Source organism: Shewanella dokdonensis, assembly GCF_018394335.1.
Taxonomy (GTDB): Bacteria; Pseudomonadota; Gammaproteobacteria; order Enterobacterales; family Shewanellaceae; genus Shewanella; species Shewanella dokdonensis.
The window spans coordinates 3,090,824-3,113,280 of record NZ_CP074572.1 but is presented as its reverse complement, the minus strand read 5'-3'; the positions used below and the strand labels follow the sequence as shown (position 1 = coordinate 3,113,280).

Annotated in this window: 18 protein-coding genes and 5 pseudogenes; 7 read left to right on the top strand and 16 right to left on the bottom strand. The window is 46.8% G+C overall.

All coding sequences use genetic code 11. The features are described from left to right. The first annotated feature begins 34 nt into the window (after positions 1-34). Positions 35-508, top strand: coding sequence for a nuclear transport factor 2 family protein (locus KHX94_RS15005; protein ID WP_425314017.1), 474 nt, complete (start codon positions 35-37; stop codon positions 506-508). 88 nt (positions 509-596) lie between these two features. After that, a complete protein-coding gene (locus KHX94_RS15000) occupies positions 597-1,058 on the top strand; it encodes a hypothetical protein (protein WP_213681245.1) in 462 nt (153 codons plus the stop codon). Between the two features lie 270 nt (positions 1,059-1,328). On the opposite strand, the pseudogene KHX94_RS14995 reads toward KHX94_RS15000, so the two are convergent. Continuing rightward, a pseudogene (locus KHX94_RS14995) lies at positions 1,329-3,438 on the bottom strand (TonB-dependent receptor). A 179-nt stretch (positions 3,439-3,617) separates the two neighbouring features. On the opposite strand from KHX94_RS14995, the gene KHX94_RS14990 reads away from it, so the two are divergent. After that, a complete protein-coding gene (locus tag KHX94_RS14990; RefSeq protein WP_213681244.1) occupies positions 3,618-4,370 on the top strand; it encodes an SDR family oxidoreductase in 753 nt (250 codons plus the stop codon). 74 nt (positions 4,371-4,444) lie between these two features. On the opposite strand, the pseudogene dinB reads toward KHX94_RS14990, so the two are convergent. The 14 genes and pseudogenes from dinB to KHX94_RS14920 all read right to left on the bottom strand — a co-directional run bounded on the left by dinB (position 4,445) and on the right by KHX94_RS14920 (position 17,642). Continuing rightward, a pseudogene (gene dinB, locus KHX94_RS14985) lies at positions 4,445-5,514 on the bottom strand (DNA polymerase IV). 111 nt (positions 5,515-5,625) lie between these two features. Then, complete coding sequence (locus KHX94_RS14980; RefSeq protein ID WP_213681243.1) at positions 5,626-7,632, bottom strand: methyl-accepting chemotaxis protein; 2,007 nt, start codon at positions 7,630-7,632, stop codon at positions 5,626-5,628. 408 nt (positions 7,633-8,040) lie between these two features. After that, positions 8,041-8,506: pseudogene (bfr, locus tag KHX94_RS14975) on the bottom strand (bacterioferritin). 9 nt (positions 8,507-8,515) lie between these two features. Beyond that, on the bottom strand, positions 8,516-8,989 hold the full coding sequence (gene bfr / locus KHX94_RS14970) for a bacterioferritin (protein WP_213681242.1): 474 nt from the start codon (positions 8,987-8,989) through the stop codon (positions 8,516-8,518). A gap of 206 nt (positions 8,990-9,195) precedes the next feature. Continuing rightward, positions 9,196-9,420 (bottom strand): (Na+)-NQR maturation NqrM, encoded by a 225-nt coding sequence (gene nqrM / locus KHX94_RS14965; protein ID WP_213683465.1) that lies wholly within the window; start codon positions 9,418-9,420, stop codon positions 9,196-9,198. 192 nt (positions 9,421-9,612) lie between these two features. Next, positions 9,613-10,869, bottom strand: coding sequence for an NADH:ubiquinone reductase (Na(+)-transporting) subunit F (nqrF, locus tag KHX94_RS14960; RefSeq protein WP_213681241.1), 1,257 nt, complete (start codon positions 10,867-10,869; stop codon positions 9,613-9,615). Positions 10,870-10,913: 44 nt separating this feature from the next. Next, positions 10,914-11,521 (bottom strand): annotated as a pseudogene (nqrE, locus tag KHX94_RS14955) (NADH:ubiquinone reductase (Na(+)-transporting) subunit E). Positions 11,522-11,526: 5 nt separating this feature from the next. Beyond that, positions 11,527-12,159, bottom strand: a complete 633-nt coding sequence (locus KHX94_RS14950) for an NADH:ubiquinone reductase (Na(+)-transporting) subunit D (RefSeq protein WP_213681240.1) — start codon at positions 12,157-12,159, stop codon at positions 11,527-11,529. Then, positions 12,159-12,943: pseudogene (locus KHX94_RS14945) on the bottom strand (Na(+)-translocating NADH-quinone reductase subunit C). The gene KHX94_RS14950 and the pseudogene KHX94_RS14945 overlap by 1 nt, the downstream one beginning before the upstream one ends. After that, positions 12,936-14,135 carry an NADH:ubiquinone reductase (Na(+)-transporting) subunit B gene (locus KHX94_RS14940; protein ID WP_213681239.1) on the bottom strand — a complete coding sequence of 400 codons (1,200 nt, stop codon included), beginning with the start codon at positions 14,133-14,135 and terminating at the stop codon, positions 12,936-12,938. Before KHX94_RS14940 ends, KHX94_RS14945 begins: the two are co-directional and overlap by 8 nt. After that, entirely contained in the window at positions 14,132-15,466 is a 1,335-nt protein-coding gene (locus KHX94_RS14935) for a Na(+)-translocating NADH-quinone reductase subunit A (protein WP_213681238.1), read from the bottom strand. The genes KHX94_RS14940 and KHX94_RS14935 overlap by 4 nt, the downstream gene beginning before the upstream one ends. A gap of 561 nt (positions 15,467-16,027) precedes the next feature. Next, positions 16,028-16,537 (bottom strand): S-ribosylhomocysteine lyase, encoded by a 510-nt coding sequence (luxS, locus tag KHX94_RS14930; protein ID WP_213681237.1) that lies wholly within the window; start codon positions 16,535-16,537, stop codon positions 16,028-16,030. Between the two features lie 73 nt (positions 16,538-16,610). After that, positions 16,611-16,910, bottom strand: coding sequence for a BolA family protein (locus KHX94_RS14925; protein WP_213681236.1), 300 nt, complete (start codon positions 16,908-16,910; stop codon positions 16,611-16,613). An 87-nt stretch (positions 16,911-16,997) separates the two neighbouring features. After that, complete coding sequence (locus KHX94_RS14920; RefSeq protein ID WP_213681235.1) at positions 16,998-17,642, bottom strand: alpha-ketoglutarate-dependent dioxygenase AlkB family protein; 645 nt, start codon at positions 17,640-17,642, stop codon at positions 16,998-17,000. An 87-nt stretch (positions 17,643-17,729) separates the two neighbouring features. Here KHX94_RS14920 and KHX94_RS14915 point away from each other — a divergent pair, with 87 nt between their 5' ends. Beyond that, entirely contained in the window at positions 17,730-18,860 is a 1,131-nt protein-coding gene (locus tag KHX94_RS14915; RefSeq protein ID WP_425314072.1) for a methyltransferase, read from the top strand. A 116-nt stretch (positions 18,861-18,976) separates the two neighbouring features. Here KHX94_RS14915 and KHX94_RS14910 read toward each other — a convergent pair whose 3' ends face one another. Further along, complete coding sequence (locus KHX94_RS14910) at positions 18,977-19,735, bottom strand: choice-of-anchor H family protein (RefSeq protein WP_213681233.1); 759 nt, start codon at positions 19,733-19,735, stop codon at positions 18,977-18,979. Positions 19,736-19,941: 206 nt separating this feature from the next. Between KHX94_RS14910 and KHX94_RS14905 the strand changes: the two genes are divergently transcribed. The 3 genes from KHX94_RS14905 to KHX94_RS14895 are packed head-to-tail and all read left to right on the top strand — an operon-like array spanning position 19,942 to position 22,350. Next, positions 19,942-20,265, top strand: a complete 324-nt coding sequence (locus KHX94_RS14905) for a PepSY domain-containing protein (protein ID WP_244859186.1) — start codon at positions 19,942-19,944, stop codon at positions 20,263-20,265. Between the two features lie 13 nt (positions 20,266-20,278). Beyond that, positions 20,279-20,968, top strand: coding sequence for a response regulator transcription factor (locus KHX94_RS14900; protein ID WP_213681232.1), 690 nt, complete (start codon positions 20,279-20,281; stop codon positions 20,966-20,968). Further along, a complete protein-coding gene (locus KHX94_RS14895) occupies positions 20,965-22,350 on the top strand; it encodes an ATP-binding protein (protein ID WP_213681231.1) in 1,386 nt (461 codons plus the stop codon). Before KHX94_RS14900 ends, KHX94_RS14895 begins: the two co-directional genes overlap by 4 nt. The last annotated feature ends 107 nt before the right edge of the window (positions 22,351-22,457 follow it).

Here is a 22,457-nt window from a genome sequence, read left to right as displayed (position 1 = left end):
TATCATCAACATTTTATCTGGAAGAGATTATAGTTTGCGTTATCTGTGGTTGATTTTAGTCCTGATAGCTTACCCTTTGTTGGCGGATAATAGCGAAATGCCGCGAGAACAACAGATGGCAATGAGTTATATCGACGCCTATACCAGCCACGACTACCAGCAACTCGAAACCTTTTACAACCGAGACAGCGTATTTGTTGACGTTACCGCAGGGCGCAGCTACACCGGCGGCAGACATATCATAGAATTTTTGGAACGGGCCCACCGCGGCGTCCTGGAATACGAATTCAATATTGAACATATGTTCAACTCTGGCTCACTAGTCGTCATGATAGGTAACTATCACTTCAAAGGCCCCGGCGAACAGTTCGGGAAACCGGGGAAAATTATCGATATTGCGATTCCTGGAGTCACAACCCTCAATCTGGATTTGTTAAATCATCGGGTCACCAAACACCAGGATTTCATCGACTACCAGACCATGGCTGACCAATTAGCCGCACAGTAATGCCATTACCACGGAAGGAACTCCCACCCGCAACAACTGTCCCATTAAACAAAGGCCATAGCTCCCGCGTAGTATGCAAGAGGTGTTCATGGGGCGTTTTCTTACCATAGCAAGTATAGGCTGGTCGCTGCTTTATTGTGGCAGTGCGGCCGCCACATTAGAGACGGTTGCCAATCCTGCCCTGCCAGAGCCACCCATGGTACTTTCCTATGCCACGCAGCCGGTCAGTCATTTCAATAAAACGTTAGCGCAAGCCCAGCAACAGCAAAAAGCCTGGAGCCATGATCCTGAACTCATCAGCCAGCGATATGCTGGCGCTAGTTTTGAGCTGGTTAAATCAAAGAAATATCAGGGACAACTCATTACCTACAGTGTCCGTCCACCCAAACTTGGGCATCCGCAGATGTTACTGATCTTGGCTCTCGACAGAAAAAATGGGCGTTGGGAACTGCATAAAGCCCGCTTGAGTTGGCGCTGTGCTAAAGATGATTTCTTTAGCACCAACCACTGCAAAACCAGTGACATTCCTACCACCGGAGCCGCTGAATGAGGCAAATAACATCACTTTGAGTGGTTGCCAAAACGTCCGACTGACAGCACATTCACCGGCTAATGCTGACTTGAATGGTAACTCACCGGTTAGATGACATTGACAATTCACACTTGTGATTCATGGAGGTGAGCTTAAATGCTGGGACAGTTAAACCGGTTTTCTCATCCAGCGTAGTGCAAATGCCACCGGCGTTAACCATTGACGCTGCCATCAAGAACTTTCGGCCAGAGTGCCTATATAACACAACTCTGGCCGGGAGATACGTCATTACAATGGCAGGCTGAAACCTATACTGATAGTACGGCCCATCCCCTTGAAATACCGACTATTGCTTGGAACTGTTTGGGAATAGTAAGTGTAATAGTCTTTGTTCAGCAGGTTTTGCAGCCCCAACGACATTTCCCCCGAACAAGGGCAAAGCAAGGCTAGCGTCGACCGTTGTATAACCATCAAATTCGGCGTATCGGTCGCCATTTTTATCGGTAAAGTGACGATCCATAAAGTAGTTGGCCTGAATTCGGCTGCTCATCTCGTCTGAAAATCTGTGTTCCCAGTATAGGTTCAGTCGATTAGGCGCGATGTTTGAACCATCCAGATCGGTATCAGTACTACCATCTTTATCTGCATCATACTCGCCGCGCTGGAGCGCCAGTGAGCTACCAAGATCATCATCCTGCCCAAGGAAAATCCGCAGACTAGCTTCCAGTCCCTCAATGGCACTTTTTTCCCGGGCCACCGTATAAAATCCATCCGCATTGCGCGACAAACGAGCACCGTTATCTGAGGTGGAACGATAAAGTGCCAGTTTGCTGGCAAATAGGCTGCCTTGATAATCGACCCCAAACTCATAGTTGTCGGTCACTACTGGTGTCAACGTCAGCGAGCGATTAACCGAAGGAGCATCGCCGGGGAAACTATTACCATCACGCAGGATCCTACCAATATCGGCCATACTGAAACCTTGGTTAAAACTGCTATACAGTCGCAGTTCTTCGGTAAAGTTGTAGCTGATACCAATATTAAACAACGTCTTATTAAAATCAGGTTTGCCACCCGTAACCTGTTTATTACCTGAGGCCCAGAGAGTTGCAAAATCATTGATATCCAATTGCGCATATTCATAACGTAGCCCGCTAGAGAGATTCAGTGCTTTTATCGGCGAGTAACTCAGTTGCAGGTAAGGTGCAATATTGTTGTATTTGGTTTCTGGTACCCAGGATCTTCCAGTCTGCAGCAGATCCTGCTCGGTGGTATCACGAAAGAGATCTAATCCGTACGCCACATCTACCGCAGAATCCGCAATATTATTGGCAATGAGTGATGTCTTCAGCCCCCATTTGTTTGACTTGTTACGGGACTGCTCATAAAACAGCTGCTCACCATCGTTCCCCGCACCACAGCGGGTCAGATTGCTATCATTTGCATATGCCGGATCGTAAAAACTGGCAAAACAACCCCCGCCATAAACGCCTTTAAAATTCTGATTAAATAGCTGGATTTCTAATTGCTGTCCGGCAACAGCCAGATTTTTGTAACTCAAACTACTGGTGGTAACCTTATTGTTCGCGGCGTCCCACGGTTGTTTTTGTTTTACGGCGGCGGTAGGGATGTTATTGGTATAGTCGCCATTGACTGGCATCCAGTCACCATTATTAGCCATGTCATAATGGTTAATCATCAGTTGCAATTGCGAGCCGCCTAAGTCATACGCCAACTTGAGGAAGAAGTCTTTGCTCTGACTATCCATTGACTCACCCTGGGTGGTATCAACCCCTATCACTTTGCCGTCAGCATCGTAATAAACACCCGAACTCTGATATCCAACCGACCCCAACATGTCCAGCTTATCTGCGTGACCAGAAAAAGCGTAATTGGCACCATAGCTCAGTCCATCGGATTCATAATCGGTCGGCGCACTGACATTGAAACTCACCCTATGTTCATTGCTACCTTGAGGCTTTTTGGTGATGTAATTAATAATCCCGCCTTGAGCACCAAGACCGTGAAGCGCATTCGCGCCATGAATAATCTCAATCCGCTCAATCATCGCCGGATCTATGGTTTGCCCCGCGCGACCACCACTGCGTAATGGATTAGACTGGGGAACGCCATCAATCATGATAAGCGGCGTGCGGCCTCGCAAGGTTTCACCGGTATTGCTCATTTTCTGCCGACTAGGTGAAAAGCTGGGGGCGAGATTTCCCAGTATTGACGATAGATCCCGACTGGCAGCCAGTTGCTGTTTAAGCTGCTCTTGGTCAATAACTGTCACCGTATTGGGGATGGCACTTAAGGGTTTATCCATCCGGCTTGAGGTGATGATCAGTTTCTCAATCGGCTCATTCGCAGTGCTATTAGCAGTTTCGGCATGAAGCATGGGTGACACAAGTAACTGGACAACGGCGACAGCAGCATATGTGTAAACGGTATTCATGAGTTCTCTCTGGGGCAGATGGGAAATTAGGAGGGTTCGCGTGGCGATAAAATAGCTAAATGAATAGAGAATGTAAATTATTATTATTTACATAAACTAAAAATAACAGACAGGATAACAATATGAATACACCCAAAGTGGTGCTTATTACCGGTGGTGGCCGAGGTATTGGTGCAGCAACGGCACGACTCTTTGCTCGTCATCACTATGCCGAGTGTATTAACTATAAAACCAATTCAGAAACAGCAACTAAACTCGCTGATGACATCATCGCCAACGGCGGTAAATGCATTACGGTTAAAGCGGATGTTGCTCAGGAAACGAACGTTAGGCGTTTGTTTGACACCATTGACCAAACATTGGGCAGGTTATCTGTGCTGGTAAATAATGCCGGGATTATCAAGAAGCAGATGCGCTTAGAAGAGATGAATGCAGAGAGGATCAATACCATCTTCATCAACAATGTTACGAGTTACTTTCTTTGTTGCCGTGAGGCCATCAAACACATGTCCACCCGTCATGGCGGCGTAGGTGGTGTTATTGTCAATGTTTCATCTGGCGCTGCTCGTTCTGGTTCACCTAATGAGTACATCGATTATGCTGCATCAAAAGGCGCCATAGATACTCTGACTAAAGGCCTATCGTTGGAAGTTGCCGCAGAGGGTATTCGAGTAAACTGCGTGCGCCCTGGGCTCATTTATACCGACATGCATGCTGATGGTGGCGAACCGGGAAGAATTGAAAGGCTTAAAGATAAAATTCCGCTACAACGAGGAGGTTTAGCGGAAGAAGTTGCTGAAGCCATCTATTGGCTAGCAACGGAAAAATCCTCATTTTCGACAGGTAACTATATCGATGTTACCGGCGGCTTATAGAGCGTGATTCTTGTCTGCGGGGTTAAAGTAAAGAGTGTATTTTGGGTAGGCCACAATGCACCACTGCGGCGCTGCTAGAGATTCAAAGTCAATTGCTGCTCTTGCACTGATACACCAATTGTGGTGCTAGTATTCAGCCCTGCTGCAACACCCACTAAGCGAATGCCTCGCCCTTCCGCACGTTGCAGGGCTTGCACCAACAAGTTGTCTAACATCTGTACTGACAATGTTGAGGTGCGGCTTTCAATGGTGGTCTGACGAAAATCGGCAAACTTAAGCTTTACCACCAGTTTTCCTATTTGCCGTTCATGGGCATGCCGCTGCAACCTGGTCGCCAGTTCTTTTATCAGCCCCTGCATCACTTGTCGGCATTGTTCTAGGTTAAAGATGTCTCGAGCCAACGTTGTTTCAACCCCTACCGACTTACGGATACGATGAGGATTTAATTCCCGTTCATCAATACCAAACGCCCGTTGATACAAGATGTGACCAAATTTGCCAAATAATTCCACTAACTTATATTCAGGGAAACGCTGCACATCGGCACAAGTATGTAATTGCATCTGTGCCAAGCGGCTGGCGGTCACATGACCAACACCTGGAATTTTTGCTAATGGTAATTGAGCAATAAACACTGGCAACTGTGCCGGAGTAACAACAAACTGACCATTGGGCTTGTTCACTTCTGATGCCACTTTAGCCAGAAACTTCACTGGTGCAACCCCGCCGAAGCGGTCAGCCCGGTTTCCGCCAAAATGTCTCGCCGAATAGCGTCGGCAATCAGCGTTGCAGACCCTTGATACAGAAGCGATTCGGAAACGTCCAGAAAAGCCTCATCCAGCGACAATGGTTCAATTTTATCGGTATAACGCTGGAAAATAGCCCGGATCTGTTGCGAAATAGCTTTATACAATTCCATCCGCCCCGGCAGCAAAATCAGTTGAGGGCATAGCTTTAAGGCGTAACCCGTTGCCATAGCAGAATGTACACCAAATTTTCGGGCTTCGTAGTTACAGGTACTGATCACCCCTCGGCGCTCACGACTGCCACCTACCGCCAGCGGTTTCCCCCGATATTCAGGAAAATCACGCATTTCAACGGCTGCGTAATAGCAATCCATATCCACATGAATGATTTTCTTCATCGCGTTTTTACCTGAAGCTTACCGTCAAATAACTGTACAAATAAACAGTATATTTGTAAAGAAAGGCGGTAAAAAAGGAGCCGCAGCTCCTTTAATATTGTCAGTCAGGCGTCAACTAGTACGAAAACGACCGATATTGTCAGTCAATGCGTTACTGACAGAACGAAATGCCTTCATCTGTTCAACTAACTCCTCGCTGGCCGTGAGTGATTCATCCGAATGCTCACGCACCTCTTCAATATTGCGCGCCACTTCATCAGCCACTACCGCTTGTTGCCCAATTGCGGATGTCATTTCTGCAGTTTGCTGTTGGATCTCGTCAATTGCAGCCGTAATTTCAGCCAGTACGGCTTCGACCTTGACGGTCAGTTCTCTACCGTTATTAGCTTCTTCGACCCCGCTTTCCATCACCTGCTCAGCTTGCAATGCCTGAGATTGTAGCGTCTGAATAATATCCTGAATATTGCTGGTAGAATCCTGGGTTCTTGAGGCTAACGTGCGAACTTCATCGGCAACCACAGCGAAACCACGACCTTGTTCACCGGCTCTAGCCGCTTCAATTGCCGCATTAAGTGCCAACAGATTAGTCTGTTCTGCTATGGCACGGATCACGCTGAGAACCTCACCAATTTCTTCAGAGCTGTGCTTAAGCTCACGAATAACCGCCGCTGCGGAGTTAACTTGATTAGACAGGGTGTACATGCCACTAGCCGCTTTCTGTACTGTTTGGGCACCCGCTAAGGATTGCTTCTGCGCCGCATCGGCAGAATCGGCAGTACGCTGAGCACCTACCGCCATTTCCTGGCTGGTATGGGCCATTTCTGTTGCAGCGGTGGCAACTGATGCAATCTGCTGTTTCTGTGCCCGTACTGAGCTGAGGGCTTGCTCACAAACGGCTACCGAACCATCAACGCCACGATCAACCTCTTCAGTTAACTGACGGGTCTCTTTCAACATATCTTCAACTTTGGCGGCAAATTTATTGAAAGCCCCACTTAAGCGCCCTAGTTCATCTTCGCGTTTCATCTGGATCCGCCGAGACAAGTCTCCCTCGCCTTCTGCAATATCTTCTAAGGCGTGCAACAGCTCTTTCAGATGATGGCGGAATGGTTGTAATACCAGACTGATGACTAAACCCACGAGTAAAATAATGCCGATTGAGATCAAACTGGTCTGCCAGAATTTATGTTTAACGGGTGCCTGAAACACCGCATCTGGCAACATAAATCCTAAATACCAACGAACCTGCGGATAATCGCCACTGATATTGACATAGCTGACATGCTGTAACTGCCCTTGATAAGTCACCTCGGCCACACCAGTGCCTTGTGCTTGCATGGTCTGCTTTAGTGCCGAAAACCCATGATTGTCAGGGGAAAGTGCATCAACCTGTAGCAAATCTGTGCCCGGCGTAAAGGATTTATTAAAACCAGGGAAATACACCAGCTTCCCCTGTTCAGTCATCAAGAATGCTTGCCCTTCACCTTGGTATTTAATGGGTGACAACAAGTTTTTTCCAATGGTATCGATAAGAATATCCATGCCACCGATACCAATCAGCCGACCTGAACTATCTTTGACGACCGTTTTTACCGTGGCCGAGACAGTGCCATCGTTAGCATCAACAGCGGGATCGGCCACAAACAAGCCATTTTTATCAATAGCTTCCTGCCACCAGGGGCGCTTATTGGTGTAATAATCAGGATCACCATCATAACGGCCGTTCAAATCAAAGTATTCGAAGGTATTCGCCGACCCCAGAAATACAGATTTGATGTCCTTATCGCGTTCTGAGAAAAAATGGAAGTATTTGATCAATTCATGGTATTGGCTATCGTTCGTCAGATCTGCACCGCGTGCTTGGTAGTTCGAGAACCAATCAACCACCCATGGATTGGAAAAAATCGTATGGATGATCTGCCCTTTGGCATAAAAATAACTGCCGATTTCCTGGGCTTTTAGATCCAACATGGATGAAATATCGCTATCGATACGAGTACGGGTTTCATCACTGTCGGTCTTAACAATAAGAGCAGCAACTAAAGTCAGCAATATCGCCAAAGCGCCGGCGATTGTCATGACTAACTGTAGGCTTAATGAACGTCTAATTTGCAACATCAGGGCTCCTGCTTTTGCTTTTTTTATAGCGGAAGCCTCAATGTATCAAAAGCTGTAGCACACTTTTAGTTAAAATTTACGTAACAATGTATTTATATGTTAAATAAATGGTGTTTATCAGAATAAAGAAAAGATATAAGCCAGTTCTTCTTGGCTCACAATCGGCGGCTGAGGGGCGGGAGCTGTTGCCGTTTTTTTACAACAACTTTGCTGGCAACGGCATCATCCCGATGTCGATATTTAGCAGTATGCGCAGAGGAATGTCGGCGGCTTCGCAGTGCGTTCATAAGCAATTTCCTTCTGTTATTGGTTAAACAATATACAGAAACAACTGAATATGAACTGAACACCCACGTAAAACACCGGTCTAGCAATGTAAAGCCACAGCCAACATTCCGCTCATTAAAATTACATCTTCGACTGCAAGTAATTATGTAAACCAATTTTCTGGATCAAGCCCAGCTGTTTTTCCAACCAGTACATATGGTCATCTTCCGTATCTTCCAACAATACTTCCAATAATTCACGAGTCTGGTAATCGGCTAACTGCTCACATAATGCAATACCTTGGCGCAAAGATGCCGCAACCTTATATTCGTACTGCAGATCGTTATGCAGCATCTCTTCAACGTTGGCGCCAATAGTGAGCGCGTCCCGGCTTGCTATATCAGGTTTTCCTTCAAGGAATAGAATTCTGGAAATTAACTTAGCGGCGTGCCCTCTCGTCTAGCGATTCATGATTGATCCGTTCGTATAGTTCATGTAGCCCCCAATCCTCGTACATATGGGCATGAACAAAATACTGATCCATTGAAGAGAGCTCGCCAGTCAACTGTTTATTCAGCATCTCGATGATCTGTGGATGTCCTTTCATAGTGTCCTCTTAAGCTTCTTCTAGTTGAGATTGCAGATAATTCTGAATGCCGGTTAAGCGTATAAGTTCAAATTGAGATTCTAACCAGTCCAGGTGTTCTTCCTCGTCTTCCAAAAGATCTTCCAGAAGATCTCGGCTTACGTAGTCATGCTCAGCTTCACATAAGTGAATAGAATCGCGCAATAGCTGCAACTGAGCTTCGAGCATCAGTTTGTCACAAGACAACATCTCTTCGCTATGCTCGCCAATTCGCAATTTATCAAGCTGTTGCAAATTGGGCAGGCCTTCAAGAAACAACACCCGCTCAATCAGCTTATCGGCATGCTTCATATCCTGAATGGATTTTTTATAACTGCGATGATTCAGGCCTTCAAGCCCCCAGTTTTTAAACATTCTGGCGTGAAGAAAGTACTGATTTATAGCGGTAAGCTCACAAGTCAGCACTTTATTAAGTTGTGCGACTACTTTGGGTTGACCTTTCATAACACAGTTCCTTGTAGAAGATTGTTTGATCTATATCAATTTTTAAGAGTAACCTCAGCACTAAAAAATAGCAAATTACACTGTAATTTCATACAGTTAATAACAATAATTACTATTTACAATTAGATGAGCAATAACCGTTGCAACATTAGTCTTCAAAAACAAAAAAACGGCCACAAGGGCCGCCTTCGCAAACGATATCAACATCAGATGATACGGTGCTTAGCCAGATATTCCTGCCGTTTGGCTTCTTTTGCGTCTCTGGCCTTACGCCGATCGCAAGGTTCATCACAATCACAGGCTTTGGCAATGCCTAACGCCCCAAGTCCGCCACAACTTCCTTGCACAGTCTTACGCTTAAGCAAGTAGCCGATGGACATCAGCAGAAAAAACACCAGCAAAAATAGAAATGCAGCTATGAATGTACTCATCATGATTCCTCTTGCTTTAGGTATGATTAATTAAGCACACTGGCATTATACCTCAAAGCGACACATCATTTCATTGTCAGCGACAACGGCTAAAGCCACTTGTACCAACACACCCCACAAAAACGCTGAGTAAGCAGACCCATGACAACAGTAAAAAAGGCACAGCTAATGCTGTGCCCCATAACGATTTACTTAACCGCCGAAGTCATCCAGCAGAATATTATCGTCTTCAACACCAAGATCTTTCAACATGGCAATGACGGCAGCATTCATTACTGGAGGGCCACACATGTAGAACTCACAGTCCTCTGGCGCTTCATGACTTTTTAAATAGTTTTCATAAAGCACATTATGAATAAAGCCAGTGTAGCCATCCCAATCATCTTCCGGTTGCGGGTCTGACAGCGCGACATACCAGTTAAAGTTATCGTTTTCTTTCGCCAGCATATCGAAATCTTCCACATAGAACATTTCGCGTTTAGAGCGAGCGCCATACCAGAAACTCATCTTACGCTTGGTCTTGAGACGTTTGAGCTGATCAAAGATATGTGAACGCATTGGCGCCATACCAGCACCACCACCGATAAACACCATCTCAGCATCCGTTTTCTTAGCGAAGAACTCACCAAACGGACCAGAAATAGTCACTTTATCACCGGGTTTGAGACTCCAGATATAAGATGACATTTTGCCGCAAGGCAAACTCAGATTACGTGGTGGTGGCGTTGCGATACGGACGTTCAGCATGATAATGCCAAACTCTTCTGGGTAGTTCGCCATTGAATATGCACGGATTACCGGCTCATCAACTTTAGACTCCAGTTTGAAGAAGCCAAAATGATCCCAGTCCTTGCGGTACTTCTCTGGGATATCATAGTCCTTGTAGTAGACGTGATGGGCAGGAGCCTCAATCTGGATATAACCACCGGCACGGAACGGTACAGTTTCGCCGTCTGGGATCCCCAGTTTCAACTCTTTAATAAAGGTGGCTTTGTTGTCATTGGAGATAACCGTACATTCCCACTTCTTGACACCGAAGATAGATTCGTCCAGTTCAATGTCCATGTCAGATTTTACGTTGACCTGACATGACAGACGACAGCCCTCGCGAGCCTCACCTTTATTAATATGGTTGAGTTCTGTTGGCAGAATATCGCCGCCACCAGACTTCACCTTCACCCGGCACTGGCCACAGGAGCCACCGCCACCACACGCTGACGAAACGAAAATGCCATTATCCGCCAAAACGCCAAGCAACTTACCACCTGCCGCAGTCTTGATGGCTTTTTCCGGATCGCCATTGATAGAAATTGTAATATCACCGCTGGAGACCAGTCTGGATTTGGCGAATAGGATCACCAATACCAGCACCAGTACAATGGCGGTGAACATACTCACACCGAGGTAAACCTCAAGTGGAGTGGACTTAAAAATACCAAGAATATCCATTAACTTATCCTTAGAAGGTCCAATTCAGGAAGCCACTGGCCGCATCAGAGCGACACACCAGAGAACGACATGAAACCCAACGCCATCAGACCAGCGGTCAGGAAGGTGATCCCCAACCCGCGCAGCCCTGCTGGCACATCTGCATATTTGAGTTTCTCACGGATACCAGCCATCAACACAATAGCCAATGCCCAGCCTGCACCTGAACCGAAACCAAATACTGCACTTTCACCTAAGGTGTAATCACGCTCCACCATGAAGGATACCGCACCAAAAATTGCACAGTTCACGGTAATCAACGGCAGGAAGATACCCAAGGCGTTGTAAAGTGGCGGGAAGTATTTATCCAATGCCATTTCCAGGATCTGCACTAACGCCGCAATCACCCCAATAAAGGTAATGAACTTAAGGAAGCTCAGATCGGCATCAGGAAAACCGGCCCACGCCAAAGCGCCTGGAGCCAGCAGTCCCTGATAGATAACCTGGTTGGCGGGTACTGAAATGGTCATTACCACAATAACCGCAATTCCCAACCCCATGGCCGTTTTTACTTTTTAGACACCGCCAGGAAAGTACACATTCCCAAGAAAAAGGACAGCGCCATGTTTTCGATAAAGATCGAACGGATCAATAAACTCAGATAGTGTTCCATCATGCTTATCCTTTCGCTTCAACCTGTTCGGGTTTCTTAGTACGAATGACCCAAATCAGCATACCAATCAAGAAGAAGGCGCTGGGCGGTAACAGCAGCAAGCCATTGGGCTGATACCAACCGCCATCAGAAATCTTCTGCAGGATCTGTATACCAAACAGGGAACCACTACCGAAAAGCTCACGGAAGAAGCCTACGGTTAACAGCACGGCACCATAACCTAAGCCATTACCAATCCCATCCATAAAACTCATCAATGGTGGGGATTTCATAGCATAGGCTTCAGCGCGCCCCATAACGATACAGTTTGTGATAATGAGCCCCACAAATACTGATAACTGTTTGGAGACGTTATAGGCATAAGCTTGCAGTAATTGATCAACCACAATTACCAGCGAAGCGATAATCGTCATCTGTACGATAATACGAACACTGCTAGGGATATGATTACGGATCAACGAGATAAACAAGTTAGAAAACGCAGTTACCGCAGTGAGCGCCAGCGCCATCACTAATGCAGTTTCCAGCTTACTGGTGACCGCCAAGGCACTACAAACCCCCAACACCTGCAACGCGATTGGGTTATTATTGAGGATAGGTCCAGTCAGAACCTGTCTCAGTTCTTTGGTATCAGCCATTAGCTCAATCCTCCATTGCGTACTTTTTCAATGAAGTGGGCGAAACCTTCATTACCCAACCAGAATGTCAAGGTGTGTTGCACACCGTTACTGGTCAAGGTCGCGCCTGACAGCGCATCCACGCCATATTCAGATGCTGCCACGGTAGGGTTCTTGGTCACTTTAATCGCAATATTGCCATTTTCATCAAACAGCTTTTTGCCATCCCACTTCGCTTTCCATTTCGGATTCTGTACCTCGCCCCTAACCCTGGGGTTTCCCCTTGGTTGTAATAAACCAGATTTTGTACTGTGTTCATATCGGGTTTTACCGCGAGGAAAGCATACATAGTCGACCACAGGCCATAACCGTGTACTGGCAAGATAACCGTTGTGAGTTTTCCGGCTTCATCGTGCACCAGATATACCACCGCGTTATCAGCAACACGTTTAACAGAAGCGATATCGTGCTCCGGTACAAAAGATGTTGCAGGGTCACGCGAGGCTTTCTGCTGGTCATAAGTGTCGCCATCAATACCGGCTACCACATCACCCGTTTTCAGGTCTACGACCTTGGCTTCTACATACTTTTTATAGGTATTGAGGATCTCTTTCTTGCTCAGTTTAGCCTGAGAATCAATCAGTCCTGCTGCCTCAAGAATATACTTTTGTTTATCCAGCAACCTGTTTTCTTGTTGGGTCGGTTTCAGCAATACCGCCGCTGTCGATACAAAGATAGAGCAGATCAGACACAAACCGACAACGATAAACAGCGTCCTGGCAAATGAATCTTTGTTCTTAGCCACGAGCAATCCTCCGCTTGATATTCGCCTGTACCACAAAATGGTCAAATAACGGTGCAAACAGGTTGGCGAACAAGATTGCCAACATCATTCCTTCTGGGAACGCCGGATTGATAACCCGGATAAATACCGCCATGGCACCAATCAAGATACCGTATGCCCATTTGGCTTTATTGGTGAAGGAAGCCGATACCGGATCCGTGGCCATAAACATCATGCCGAAAGCAAAACCACCCAACACTAAATGCCAGTACCAAGGCATGGCAAACATAGGATTGGTGTCAGAGCCCACCGCATTCAACAACAGTGACACGGCAATCATACCGACCATCACGCCGCCCACAATGCGCCAAGACGCGATACGGGTGTAAATGATAATCAAGCCACCGATAAGAATTGCCAGTGTGGAAACTTCACCTGTGGAGCCGGGAATAAAGCCAAGAAATGCGTTCCACCAGCTCTGATCAAAGGCATAACTCAACTTACCTGCCGCCGCCTGACTCAACGCAGTCGCACCTGAATAACCATCAGCCACAACCCAAGAGGTATCACCAGACATATTGAGCGGATAGGCAAAGAACAGAAATGCACGGCCAGCCAACGCTGGGTTAAGGAAATTACGGCCAGTACCGCCGAAGACTTCTTTAGCCACCACAACACCGAAAGTGATACCTAACGCAACCATCCACAACGGAATAGTGGGCGGCAGGATCAGCGCAAACAGGATAGAAGTAACAAAGAAACCTTCGTTCACTTCATGTCCACGCACCATGGCAAATAACACTTCCCATATACCGCCGATGGCAAAAGTCACAGCATAGATAGGTAGGAAGAAACAGGCGCCATACCACATCAGTGTGGTCCAGCCCGCATTAGCGGTGAGTTGGGCACCAAACAACTGAAACAAACCAACCTGCCATACGTCTGGAGTCCCATGATCCGCAACTAAAGCCAGCTGTGCCTGCAAGCCGATATTGTACATGCCCACAAACATTGCCGGGAACGTACACGCCCACACGGTAATCATCATGCGCTTCAGATCCAGATTGTCGCGCACATGGGTTCGCCCAGTGTTCACCTTACCTGGCGTGTAAAGAATGGTCGCTGCGGCTTCATAGAGCGCATACCATTTTTCGTATTTACCGCCCTTTTCAAACTGCGGTTCAATACGCTCAAGAAAATCTTTCAAGCTCATAGGCCTTCCCTCTCAATGGTATCCAAGCAGTCACGCAGGTAGGAACCATAGTCATACTTACCAGGGCAAACGAAAGTGCAGAGCGCCAAGTCTTCTTCATCCAGTTCCAGCGCACCGAGCGCCATGGCGCTGTCAGTATCGCCAGACAGCAGATCCCGCAACAGCATGGTGGGCAGAATATCCAGCGGCATTACTCGTTCGTAGTTACCGATAGGCACCATTGCTCGTTCAGAACCGCCTGTACTGGTGGTCATATTGAATAAACGAGAAGGTGTTAAATGACTAAGGAAAGCACGAGTAATAGAGAACTTATCGGCACCAGGCATTACCCAGCCAAAAAACTCCTTCTCGGTTCCTTCTTCCACCAATGACAGTTGAGAGGTATAGCGTCCAAGATAAGCGTGAGGACCCGTTGCTGTTTCCCCGTACAACACAGATCCAGCAATGACACGTACCTGACCATCGGCTTTTTCATTAACCACCAGCTCATCAGTACTTGCCCCCAACAGAGTACGGATAAGACGGGGAGATTTAGCTTTAGGCCCGCCAATGGCGATAACACGCTGGCTGTTCAATTCACCGGTAGTGAATAACTGGCCAATGGCAATGACATCCTGATAACCAATATGCCAAACCGTACGTTTAGCAGAGGCTGGCATTAGGAAATGAATATGAGTCCCTGGTAACCCTGCGGGGTGAGGACCGGCAAACTCTTCTACCTGCGCATTAGCTGCAGGAATATCCGCCCCGGGCGCTTTACACAAAAACACCTTGTCGGTAAGTCTGGAGAGCACTTTCAAACCATTGGCAAAATCGTCTTTATGTTCAGCAATAATAACTTGAGGATCCGCCGCCAATGGCTGAGTATCAATGGCCGTAACGAAAATAGCGGAGGTGGAGGAATCTACTGCAGGAACCTTACTGAAAGGTCGAGTGCGAAATGCCGTCCATAAACCGGACTCAATCAGGTTTTCCCTAACTTGGGCAGGTTCCAGCGAGTCAATAGTCGTGGGATCATACTGAGCAAAAGAGACAGCTTCGTTCCCTTCTACTTCAATCACCACCGACTGTAACACTCGTCGGGCGCCGCGGTTGATATCTGCAACAGTGCCACTGGCAAAAGCGGTATATTTAACGCCGGGGTTCCTTTTATCCTCAAAAAGAACTTGGCCCTTCGCTACTTTGTCGCCCACCTTGATCTTCATCGTTGGACGTAAGCCAATATACTCTTCACCCAATGTAGCAACGTGTTTAATGGCTGGGCCATCATGGATAACTTGCTTTGGTTTACCTGCAAGAGGTAAGTCCAATCCTTTCTTGATTGTAATCATATCCACATGCACTACGGTTGAAGGAAAGACAATGCGCCGCGTTCCTGCCAATCCAGGGCATCACACAACAACTATGCCAAGCATTGAGTTAGCGCAGATTTATCTCAGAAATGCGATCGCAATCACGTTGTTCGGCGGGCATTCTACCCCAATTAAAATGCTATAGCCACGAAAATTGTAGTATTTTTGTGCCTGTAAGCATCACTAAAAAACCAATTTAAACAATAAATTCGCAACAAGTTACTTACAAACAAACACAACAGCCCGTCATTGCTGCATTTATGAGCTAACTCATTCTTTTAAAAATAGATAATTTTGTGATTTTAACCACTACAAAAAATTAAATTTGCCTTAGATCACAGTTAACAGATTTGAATACTCACCCACATCACAGCAAAAGAGCTTATAGACGAATAACGCAGCTTGAGCTGATACCGTACACCTTAGTGCAATTGGTATTACCATTACTATTACACTTTAGTAAGTAGGCGCTAAATTGGCAGAAAAAAACGGCATGAATTTACATCCATGCCGTTTCCCAAAATTTTATATTGATGTCGCTTATAGCGTCTTCAAAATAGTATCGCTTAGTTTCAGCTCTTCGTTGTGATTAACCCGAACACCGGCGGCAATCACATCCTTTGCTATCTGTTGCGCCTGCTCCAGTGAATGCATGGTATAGGTACCACACTGATATTGATTAAGTTCTGGGATAGCGGATTGATCTTTTACTTGCAACACATCCTGCATTGCCGCCAGCCAAGCATCTGCAACACGTTTTTCATCCGGAGTCCCGATCAGACTCATATAAAAACCGGTACGGCACCCCATGGGCGAAATATCAATAATCTCGACGCCGTTGCCATTCAAATGGTCACGCATAAAACCGGCAAATAAGTGTTCCAGCGTATGAATACCACGCTCGCTCAATATCGCTTTATTTGGCACGCAGAAACGTAAATCAAACACGGTGATCTTATCACCCTTGGGTGTGGTCATCTGTTTAGCGACCCGCACCGCTGGTGCCTGCATCCGGGTATGATCCACAGTAAAACTATCTAATAGTGGCATAACAGCCTCCCTCAATTCATGCTTTGATGACAAACCTCAATGTTGCCACCCAAAACGTTCAAACTAATCAATATCAACCGCGGCATTTAGGCGATGTGGGCACCTCTGCCAATGCCGCCCATTCTTCAGGGGTGTAAGTGTGCATAGATAACGCATGAACACCGTTGGCTAACTCATGGGCTAATGTTTCATTAACCTTTCGATGACGCGCCAACAACCGCAAGCCAGCAAATGCCTGACTAACCAGAACCACCTTGAAATGTGTCTCAGAATTTGGCGGTACATGATGATTATGACTTTCATTGAGCACTTCGATATGCTCTGGTAGCAAAGCTGCCTGTAATTTCTGTTGAATGATTTCAGCAACTGACATAAATAACGTCCCCTACGGGTGATAACTGCCGGCAGGTTACTTGCTCAGCATATAAAGATCAATCAACAAGCAATACGCTATTGGGGATCAATCACCGTGAAAGAAAGGGATTAACTGCCTGAAGGTAAAATTTAACCTAGGCTGACGCAATGTCAGTCGCTTTGGCACAGAATGCTGCCAAAACTGTTGCATTGGCCAGCGCATGATTAATAAATCACCGCTAGACAGTACCAGTCTTATTTTCTCCCCACTATGTCGATGACGAATATCAAAATCCCTCGCGGCGCCGATTGTCACTGATGCGATGTCACTTCCAGGTTGCAGTTCCGGTTCATCATCACTGTGCCAGCCCATACAATCGCGCCCATCTGCATAGTGATTAACCAGCACGCCATTGCTTGGCAACTGAAACTCACGCAACAATTTATGCCGTAGCCGTTCACAGTATTTGGGCCAAGGCAACGCCTTTACCATCAAGCCCGAATACAGATAATCGCACCCTGGATCGCCAAACCATACTTGCGTTCGAGGAATCGGGTGAGATTTACCAAAGACCTCCACTGTAGGCTTTTGCAGCGGATATTGCTGTGCTTCTGCCCACAGCGCCTGTTGCTGAGCTTGATTGAGGAATGCTCGAACCAACAACATCGGCGGTTGCAGATAAGAAGTTTTGCCCTGAGCAGGGTTACAGTCATGAGCAAGTAGTTCAGCTTGTGACGAAATATTCTGCATAAAAAATCAAACAGCCATTGGTGAAAGTCGCTATTACTGAAGGCTTCTGCGATAATCCGCCGCAGATTTTTCAGTTGACGCAACGCTATCATGACCCAGTTTGCCTTTGGAAACCATGTCCTCGAATTACATCGTTATCCTTCAGCACAGCAGACAAACCTGCAAGCATGGGATGCTGCTGACGAGTATCTGCTACAAGTATTGGAAGAAAAAACCATTCTTGGCAATGTACAAGTGATAAACGATAGCTTCGGCGCCTTATTATGTGCGTTAAAAGCTATACATCCACAGCTATGTTGTTTTTGGGTCTCAGATGCTGCTACGTCACATTTCGGTGCTCAACAAAATCTTAATCTAAACCAGCTCACCACCACTGATATTCATTGGTGCCAACAGCCATCAGCAGACGCGTCATCGGTGCAGTTAACCTTGATGAAACTGCCTAAAAACCTGAATTATTTTGCCTGGCAATTAACCCAGTTATCTGGATTGCTCCCCGCAGGTAGTGAATTACTTATCGGTGCCAAAGCAAAATCGATCAACGCATCGTTACTGCAATTAATTGCGCAACACTTTGGCCCAGCCAGTGCCAGCCTAGCTTGGAAGAAAACCCGAGTTATTAGCGCTACCGCCGATGGACACATAAGGCCTGAACCACAAGTTGAACAATGGGCAGTACCTGAATATCGCCTGCAACTAAGTAACCTGAGCAATGTGTTTGCCGCCAGCAAATTAGATATCGGTGCCCGCTTGATGCTGCAACATCTGCCCCAAGGCGAGTTTCATGATGTTATCGATTTGGGCTGTGGCAACGGCATTTTAGGTCTCAGAGCAGCACAACTGTACCCCAGCGCCGATATCCATTTTGTGGATGACTCCGCCCAGGCGATCACATCTGCCAAACAAAACTGGCAACAAAATACGGGTAACGACACCCAAGGACATTTTTACTGGGATGATTGCCTGAGCCATCTTCCCGCCGATATTGAAGCCGATTTAATTCTCTGTAACCCGCCATTTCACCAAGGTGAAGCGATTACCGATCATATTGCCTGGCAGATGTTTGTCGATGCCCGCCGCCGATTACAAGCTGCCGGTAAATTGCAGGTAGTAGGCAACCGCCATCTTGGCTACCACACCAAACTAAAACGTCTTTTTGGCAACTGTCACACGGTGGCGAGCAATCAGAAATTTGTCGTCCTACAGGCGATTAAATAATCCGCAGAACTATTAATGATGCTTTAATTGACGATATACACCACTAAAACAGATACAGCAGAGACAGAAATAATAAAACAACGGCTTGGTAATCCAGACCGTTGTTTTAGCAAAGGTTAACGTCGCCGCCAAGCCAACATCGCTAAGGCTAACACGCCAAACATAGACAAGCTGCCAGCGCTGACGGTTACGATTGCCCCGCCATTATCGTAATTATCGCGGTCACGGCTCTGCAACGGCAGTGCATAAAGGCTGTTAAGTTCATCGCTGCTGATGGTAGCCACAATATCACTGTAGCCAACTTCATAGAGATCGATTAATACATCATAGTGATCGCTGGGATAACCGGTTTCTAATGCGGTAGAAACCTGATAACTGTCATAAGAACTGTTACCTTGCAAATAAAACACATCCGTGGTGTATAAATGCAGCCAATCACCACCGTTGCGGCTCAGATATATCTCAGCGTACACCGGCACACTTTCTGTAGGTTCTGCGCCGTACACATCCGCATCAATATCCAGTGAAAAACTATGGAAAAAGCCATCATAGTTATCATCATCCAATAAATAAGTGGCCACATCGTAAAAGCTAAATTGATGATAGTAACTGTGAGCTGCAAACGATGAAACATTTTGCACCGCTTTGCTACCTGTCACCGTAGCCGCTTTAGTGGCTATTACCTGATCCCGAGTTTTCACAGGTAGCGTGAGGATATCGGCCCGTTGTAAGCGTTCACTTGCTTGCTGACGTAACTGTAGCTCATCTGTCGCTTGCGGCATTTGGTAATCAACAGATCGAGTGGTTGCAGCAAAACTGTGACTGTTCCATAGCAGTATCACCGCCCCGAAGGTAATGAAACTCAGCTTGTTCATAGAAGTTACCTCTTCATATCAATGCTGTTAGTCATTAAAACGATATATGGATGAATACAACATGAACGAAAATGGTCAGCCAACGTTCATCTTAACTTGCTGATAATGACGCTCTCGAAGAGGTGTTACTTTTTATCTGAAGCACAGGTTTGCACACCGAACAGGATCTTTTAAACTGGTCGCATTCATCCAGACAGGATTGCAGCATGAGTTTTAGCAAACGTCACCATCCCAGCAAAAAACGCCTAATAGCAAGTTTAATGGTGCTGTTGGGGTTGGCGTTATCAAGCCCCACGTTACTGGCCAAGCAACCACAGAATAATCGTCAGGACAAGCAACAGACGCAGTTAGTCGTGCGCAGTGGCAACCAAGCGGCGCAAATGGTGAAAAGCCGCTACGGTGGGAAAGTGTTGAAAGTCGACAACACCAGAGTCAATGGCGCGCCGGGTTATCGGGTGAAATTGCTGACTGAAAATGGCCGAATTATTTATGTTTCAGTCAACGCCAGCAACGGCCAGATTAACCACTGACAGGGAGAACTTTATGCGCTTATTATTGGTGGAAGATGACAGCGCGCTGCAAGCTAACCTGAAACAACATCTGGAAGAAGCGAATTTTGGTGTTGATTGTGCGGCCGATGGTGAAGAAGGTCTATTTTTAGCCAGTGAATATCCCTATGATGCGGCAATCATCGATGTGGGGCTACCTAAGCTCAATGGCATTGAATTGATTGAAGCGATGCGCAAACAGCAGTTTGATTATCCAGTATTAATTCTCACTGCGCGCGATAGCTGGCAGGACAAGGTTGAAGGGCTTGATGCCGGTGCCGACGATTACCTAACCAAACCTTTTCATCCTCAAGAACTCTTGGCTCGGGTTAAAGCATTGATCCGCCGCGCTGCCGGCAAGGCCAGCCCCTTACTCGAAAACGGTCCGCTGACGATAAATACCAGTGCGGCCGAAGTCCGGCTCGGCAATCAGCTAGTCAATCTAAGTGCTTCCGAATACCGTTTGCTTGAATACCTGATGCTACATCAGGGCGCAGTGCAAGCCAAAACTGTGCTGATAGAGCACCTTTACGATCAGGATTTCGATCTTGACTCTAATGTTATCGAAGTATTTATCCGCCGCCTGCGCCGCAAACTAGATCCTGATAACACCTTAGGATTAATAGAAACGCTTAGGGGTCAGGGATATCGCATGAATAGTGTTGGTAATAAGGCCAAAGCATGAATGATTCTGGCGTGGCCCGAAAGCATTGGTTATGGTTAACGGGCTCGCTAAAAGCGCGCCTCATAGCCAGTGCTATCTTGTTGAATCTAGTGTTACTGCCGTTAATCGGCATTACCCTGACAGATGCCTTTCGCGTACAACTCACCGAAGCGGTCAAAGACGAACTCAGCGCTACTTTGTATGGCATTCTGGCGTTAGCTGAAGTCGAGCAGGGAAAGTTGGCATTACCCCAGTTGCTACAGGACAGCCAGTTTAACGTGGATCAGTCCGGACTCTATGCCATTATCACCGATGATGATCAAGATGATGTGCTATGGCATTCCCAGTCGTTCATCGGCTTGCCGCTGCCCAAAAATCTGCCAGCTCCGCCGTTGGGCGAGAGTCAGTTCAGCCAGATAGTCATCAACGGTAAACCCCATTTTATCTACAGCTTCAGTGCCAGTTTTGCCTCAGCCTCACCGGGAGGCAGCGACCTGCCTTTTTGTGTTCATATCCTAAAATCTACTGACAGCTTTGAGGCAACATTACAGGAGTTTCGCCATCAGTTGTGGCAATGGTTGGCGCTGCTGATGCTGGCACTGCTACTGATCCAAGGTGGCTGGCTATGGTGGACACTAAAGCCTTTAGCGCGTTTTCGCAGTGAATTAGCCGCAGTACAGCTTGGCAAACAGCAACGTCTTGGAAGCCACTATCCTGCCGAACTAGAACAGGTGGCGTTGCAACTCAACACGTTGATAAGTAACGAACTCCGCCAGCGTCAGCGTTATCGTAATGCACTGGCAGACTTAGCGCATAGTCTGAAAACACCGCTGGCAGTATTGAGCAGTATCAAAGCTCTGCCGCCAGAAGCTCAGGAGCCGATCAACAGCATCAATAGCAGTATCAGTCGGCAATTGAAACGGGCGCAAGCCGCTGGCGATAGCGCTTGGCATCAAGGGCGAAAAGTACAACCCATCGCCGAAAAGCTGTTGCGAACGCTCAGAAAAATATACCAACAGAAAGCGTTGCAACTCACCGAACAGTTGGACGACCAAGCCATGTTTTTTGGGGATGAAGCCGACTTCAGTGAAATTCTTGGTAACCTGCTGGACAACGCTTTTAAGGCCGCAACACACAAGATTATAGTCAGCATCAGTAGTGATCATCAGCGTCTGCTGTTACAAATTGAAGATGATGGCCCCGGTGTAAATGACCAGCAACGCGAGCAGATTTTCCAGCGAGGGATCCGTGCTGATACTTATGAACAAGGCCACGGTATCGGCTTGGCGATAGTCAAAGACTTACTACAAAGTTATCAGGGTAGCTGGCAAATCGACACATCCCCAACCTTGGGTGGCGCCCGTTTTAGCATCACCCTACCCCATTATCGTCAGCCGCTGTAAATTAAAAAAACGCTTTCAGCTTATGTTCATCTTGTGTTCTATAAGCTGTACCTCAATAAATGGAGAAACCGGCAATACTTGCTGGTATCCGGCTTGAAAGCGGAGGC

Excerpts from the sequence above, each read along its gene's own strand:
- KHX94_RS15000 (WP_213681245.1), top strand. The coding sequence starts at position 597 with ATGGGGCGTTTTCTTACCATAGCAAGTATAGGCTGGTCGCTGCTTTAT.
- KHX94_RS14990 (WP_213681244.1), top strand. The coding sequence starts at position 3,618 with ATGAATACACCCAAAGTGGTGCTTATTACCGGTGGTGGCCGAGGTATT.
- KHX94_RS14980 (WP_213681243.1), bottom strand. The coding sequence starts at position 7,632 with ATGTTGCAAATTAGACGTTCATTAAGCCTACAGTTAGTCATGACAATC.
- bfr (WP_213681242.1), bottom strand. The coding sequence starts at position 8,989 with ATGAAAGGTCAACCCAAAGTAGTCGCACAACTTAATAAAGTGCTGACT.
- nqrM (WP_213683465.1), bottom strand. The coding sequence starts at position 9,420 with ATGAGTACATTCATAGCTGCATTTCTATTTTTGCTGGTGTTTTTTCTG.
- nqrF (WP_213681241.1), bottom strand. The coding sequence starts at position 10,869 with ATGGATATTCTTGGTATTTTTAAGTCCACTCCACTTGAGGTTTACCTC.
- KHX94_RS14950 (WP_213681240.1), bottom strand. The coding sequence starts at position 12,159 with ATGGCTGATACCAAAGAACTGAGACAGGTTCTGACTGGACCTATCCTC.
- KHX94_RS14940 (WP_213681239.1), bottom strand. The coding sequence starts at position 14,135 with ATGAGCTTGAAAGATTTTCTTGAGCGTATTGAACCGCAGTTTGAAAAG.
- KHX94_RS14935 (WP_213681238.1), bottom strand. The coding sequence starts at position 15,466 with ATGATTACAATCAAGAAAGGATTGGACTTACCTCTTGCAGGTAAACCA.
- luxS (WP_213681237.1), bottom strand. The coding sequence starts at position 16,537 with ATGCCACTATTAGATAGTTTTACTGTGGATCATACCCGGATGCAGGCA.
- KHX94_RS14925 (WP_213681236.1), bottom strand. The coding sequence starts at position 16,910 with ATGTCAGTTGCTGAAATCATTCAACAGAAATTACAGGCAGCTTTGCTA.
- KHX94_RS14920 (WP_213681235.1), bottom strand. The coding sequence starts at position 17,642 with ATGCAGAATATTTCGTCACAAGCTGAACTACTTGCTCATGACTGTAAC.
- KHX94_RS14910 (WP_213681233.1), bottom strand. The coding sequence starts at position 19,735 with ATGAACAAGCTGAGTTTCATTACCTTCGGGGCGGTGATACTGCTATGG.
- KHX94_RS14905 (WP_244859186.1), top strand. The coding sequence starts at position 19,942 with ATGAGTTTTAGCAAACGTCACCATCCCAGCAAAAAACGCCTAATAGCA.
- KHX94_RS14900 (WP_213681232.1), top strand. The coding sequence starts at position 20,279 with ATGCGCTTATTATTGGTGGAAGATGACAGCGCGCTGCAAGCTAACCTG.
- KHX94_RS14895 (WP_213681231.1), top strand. The coding sequence starts at position 20,965 with ATGAATGATTCTGGCGTGGCCCGAAAGCATTGGTTATGGTTAACGGGC.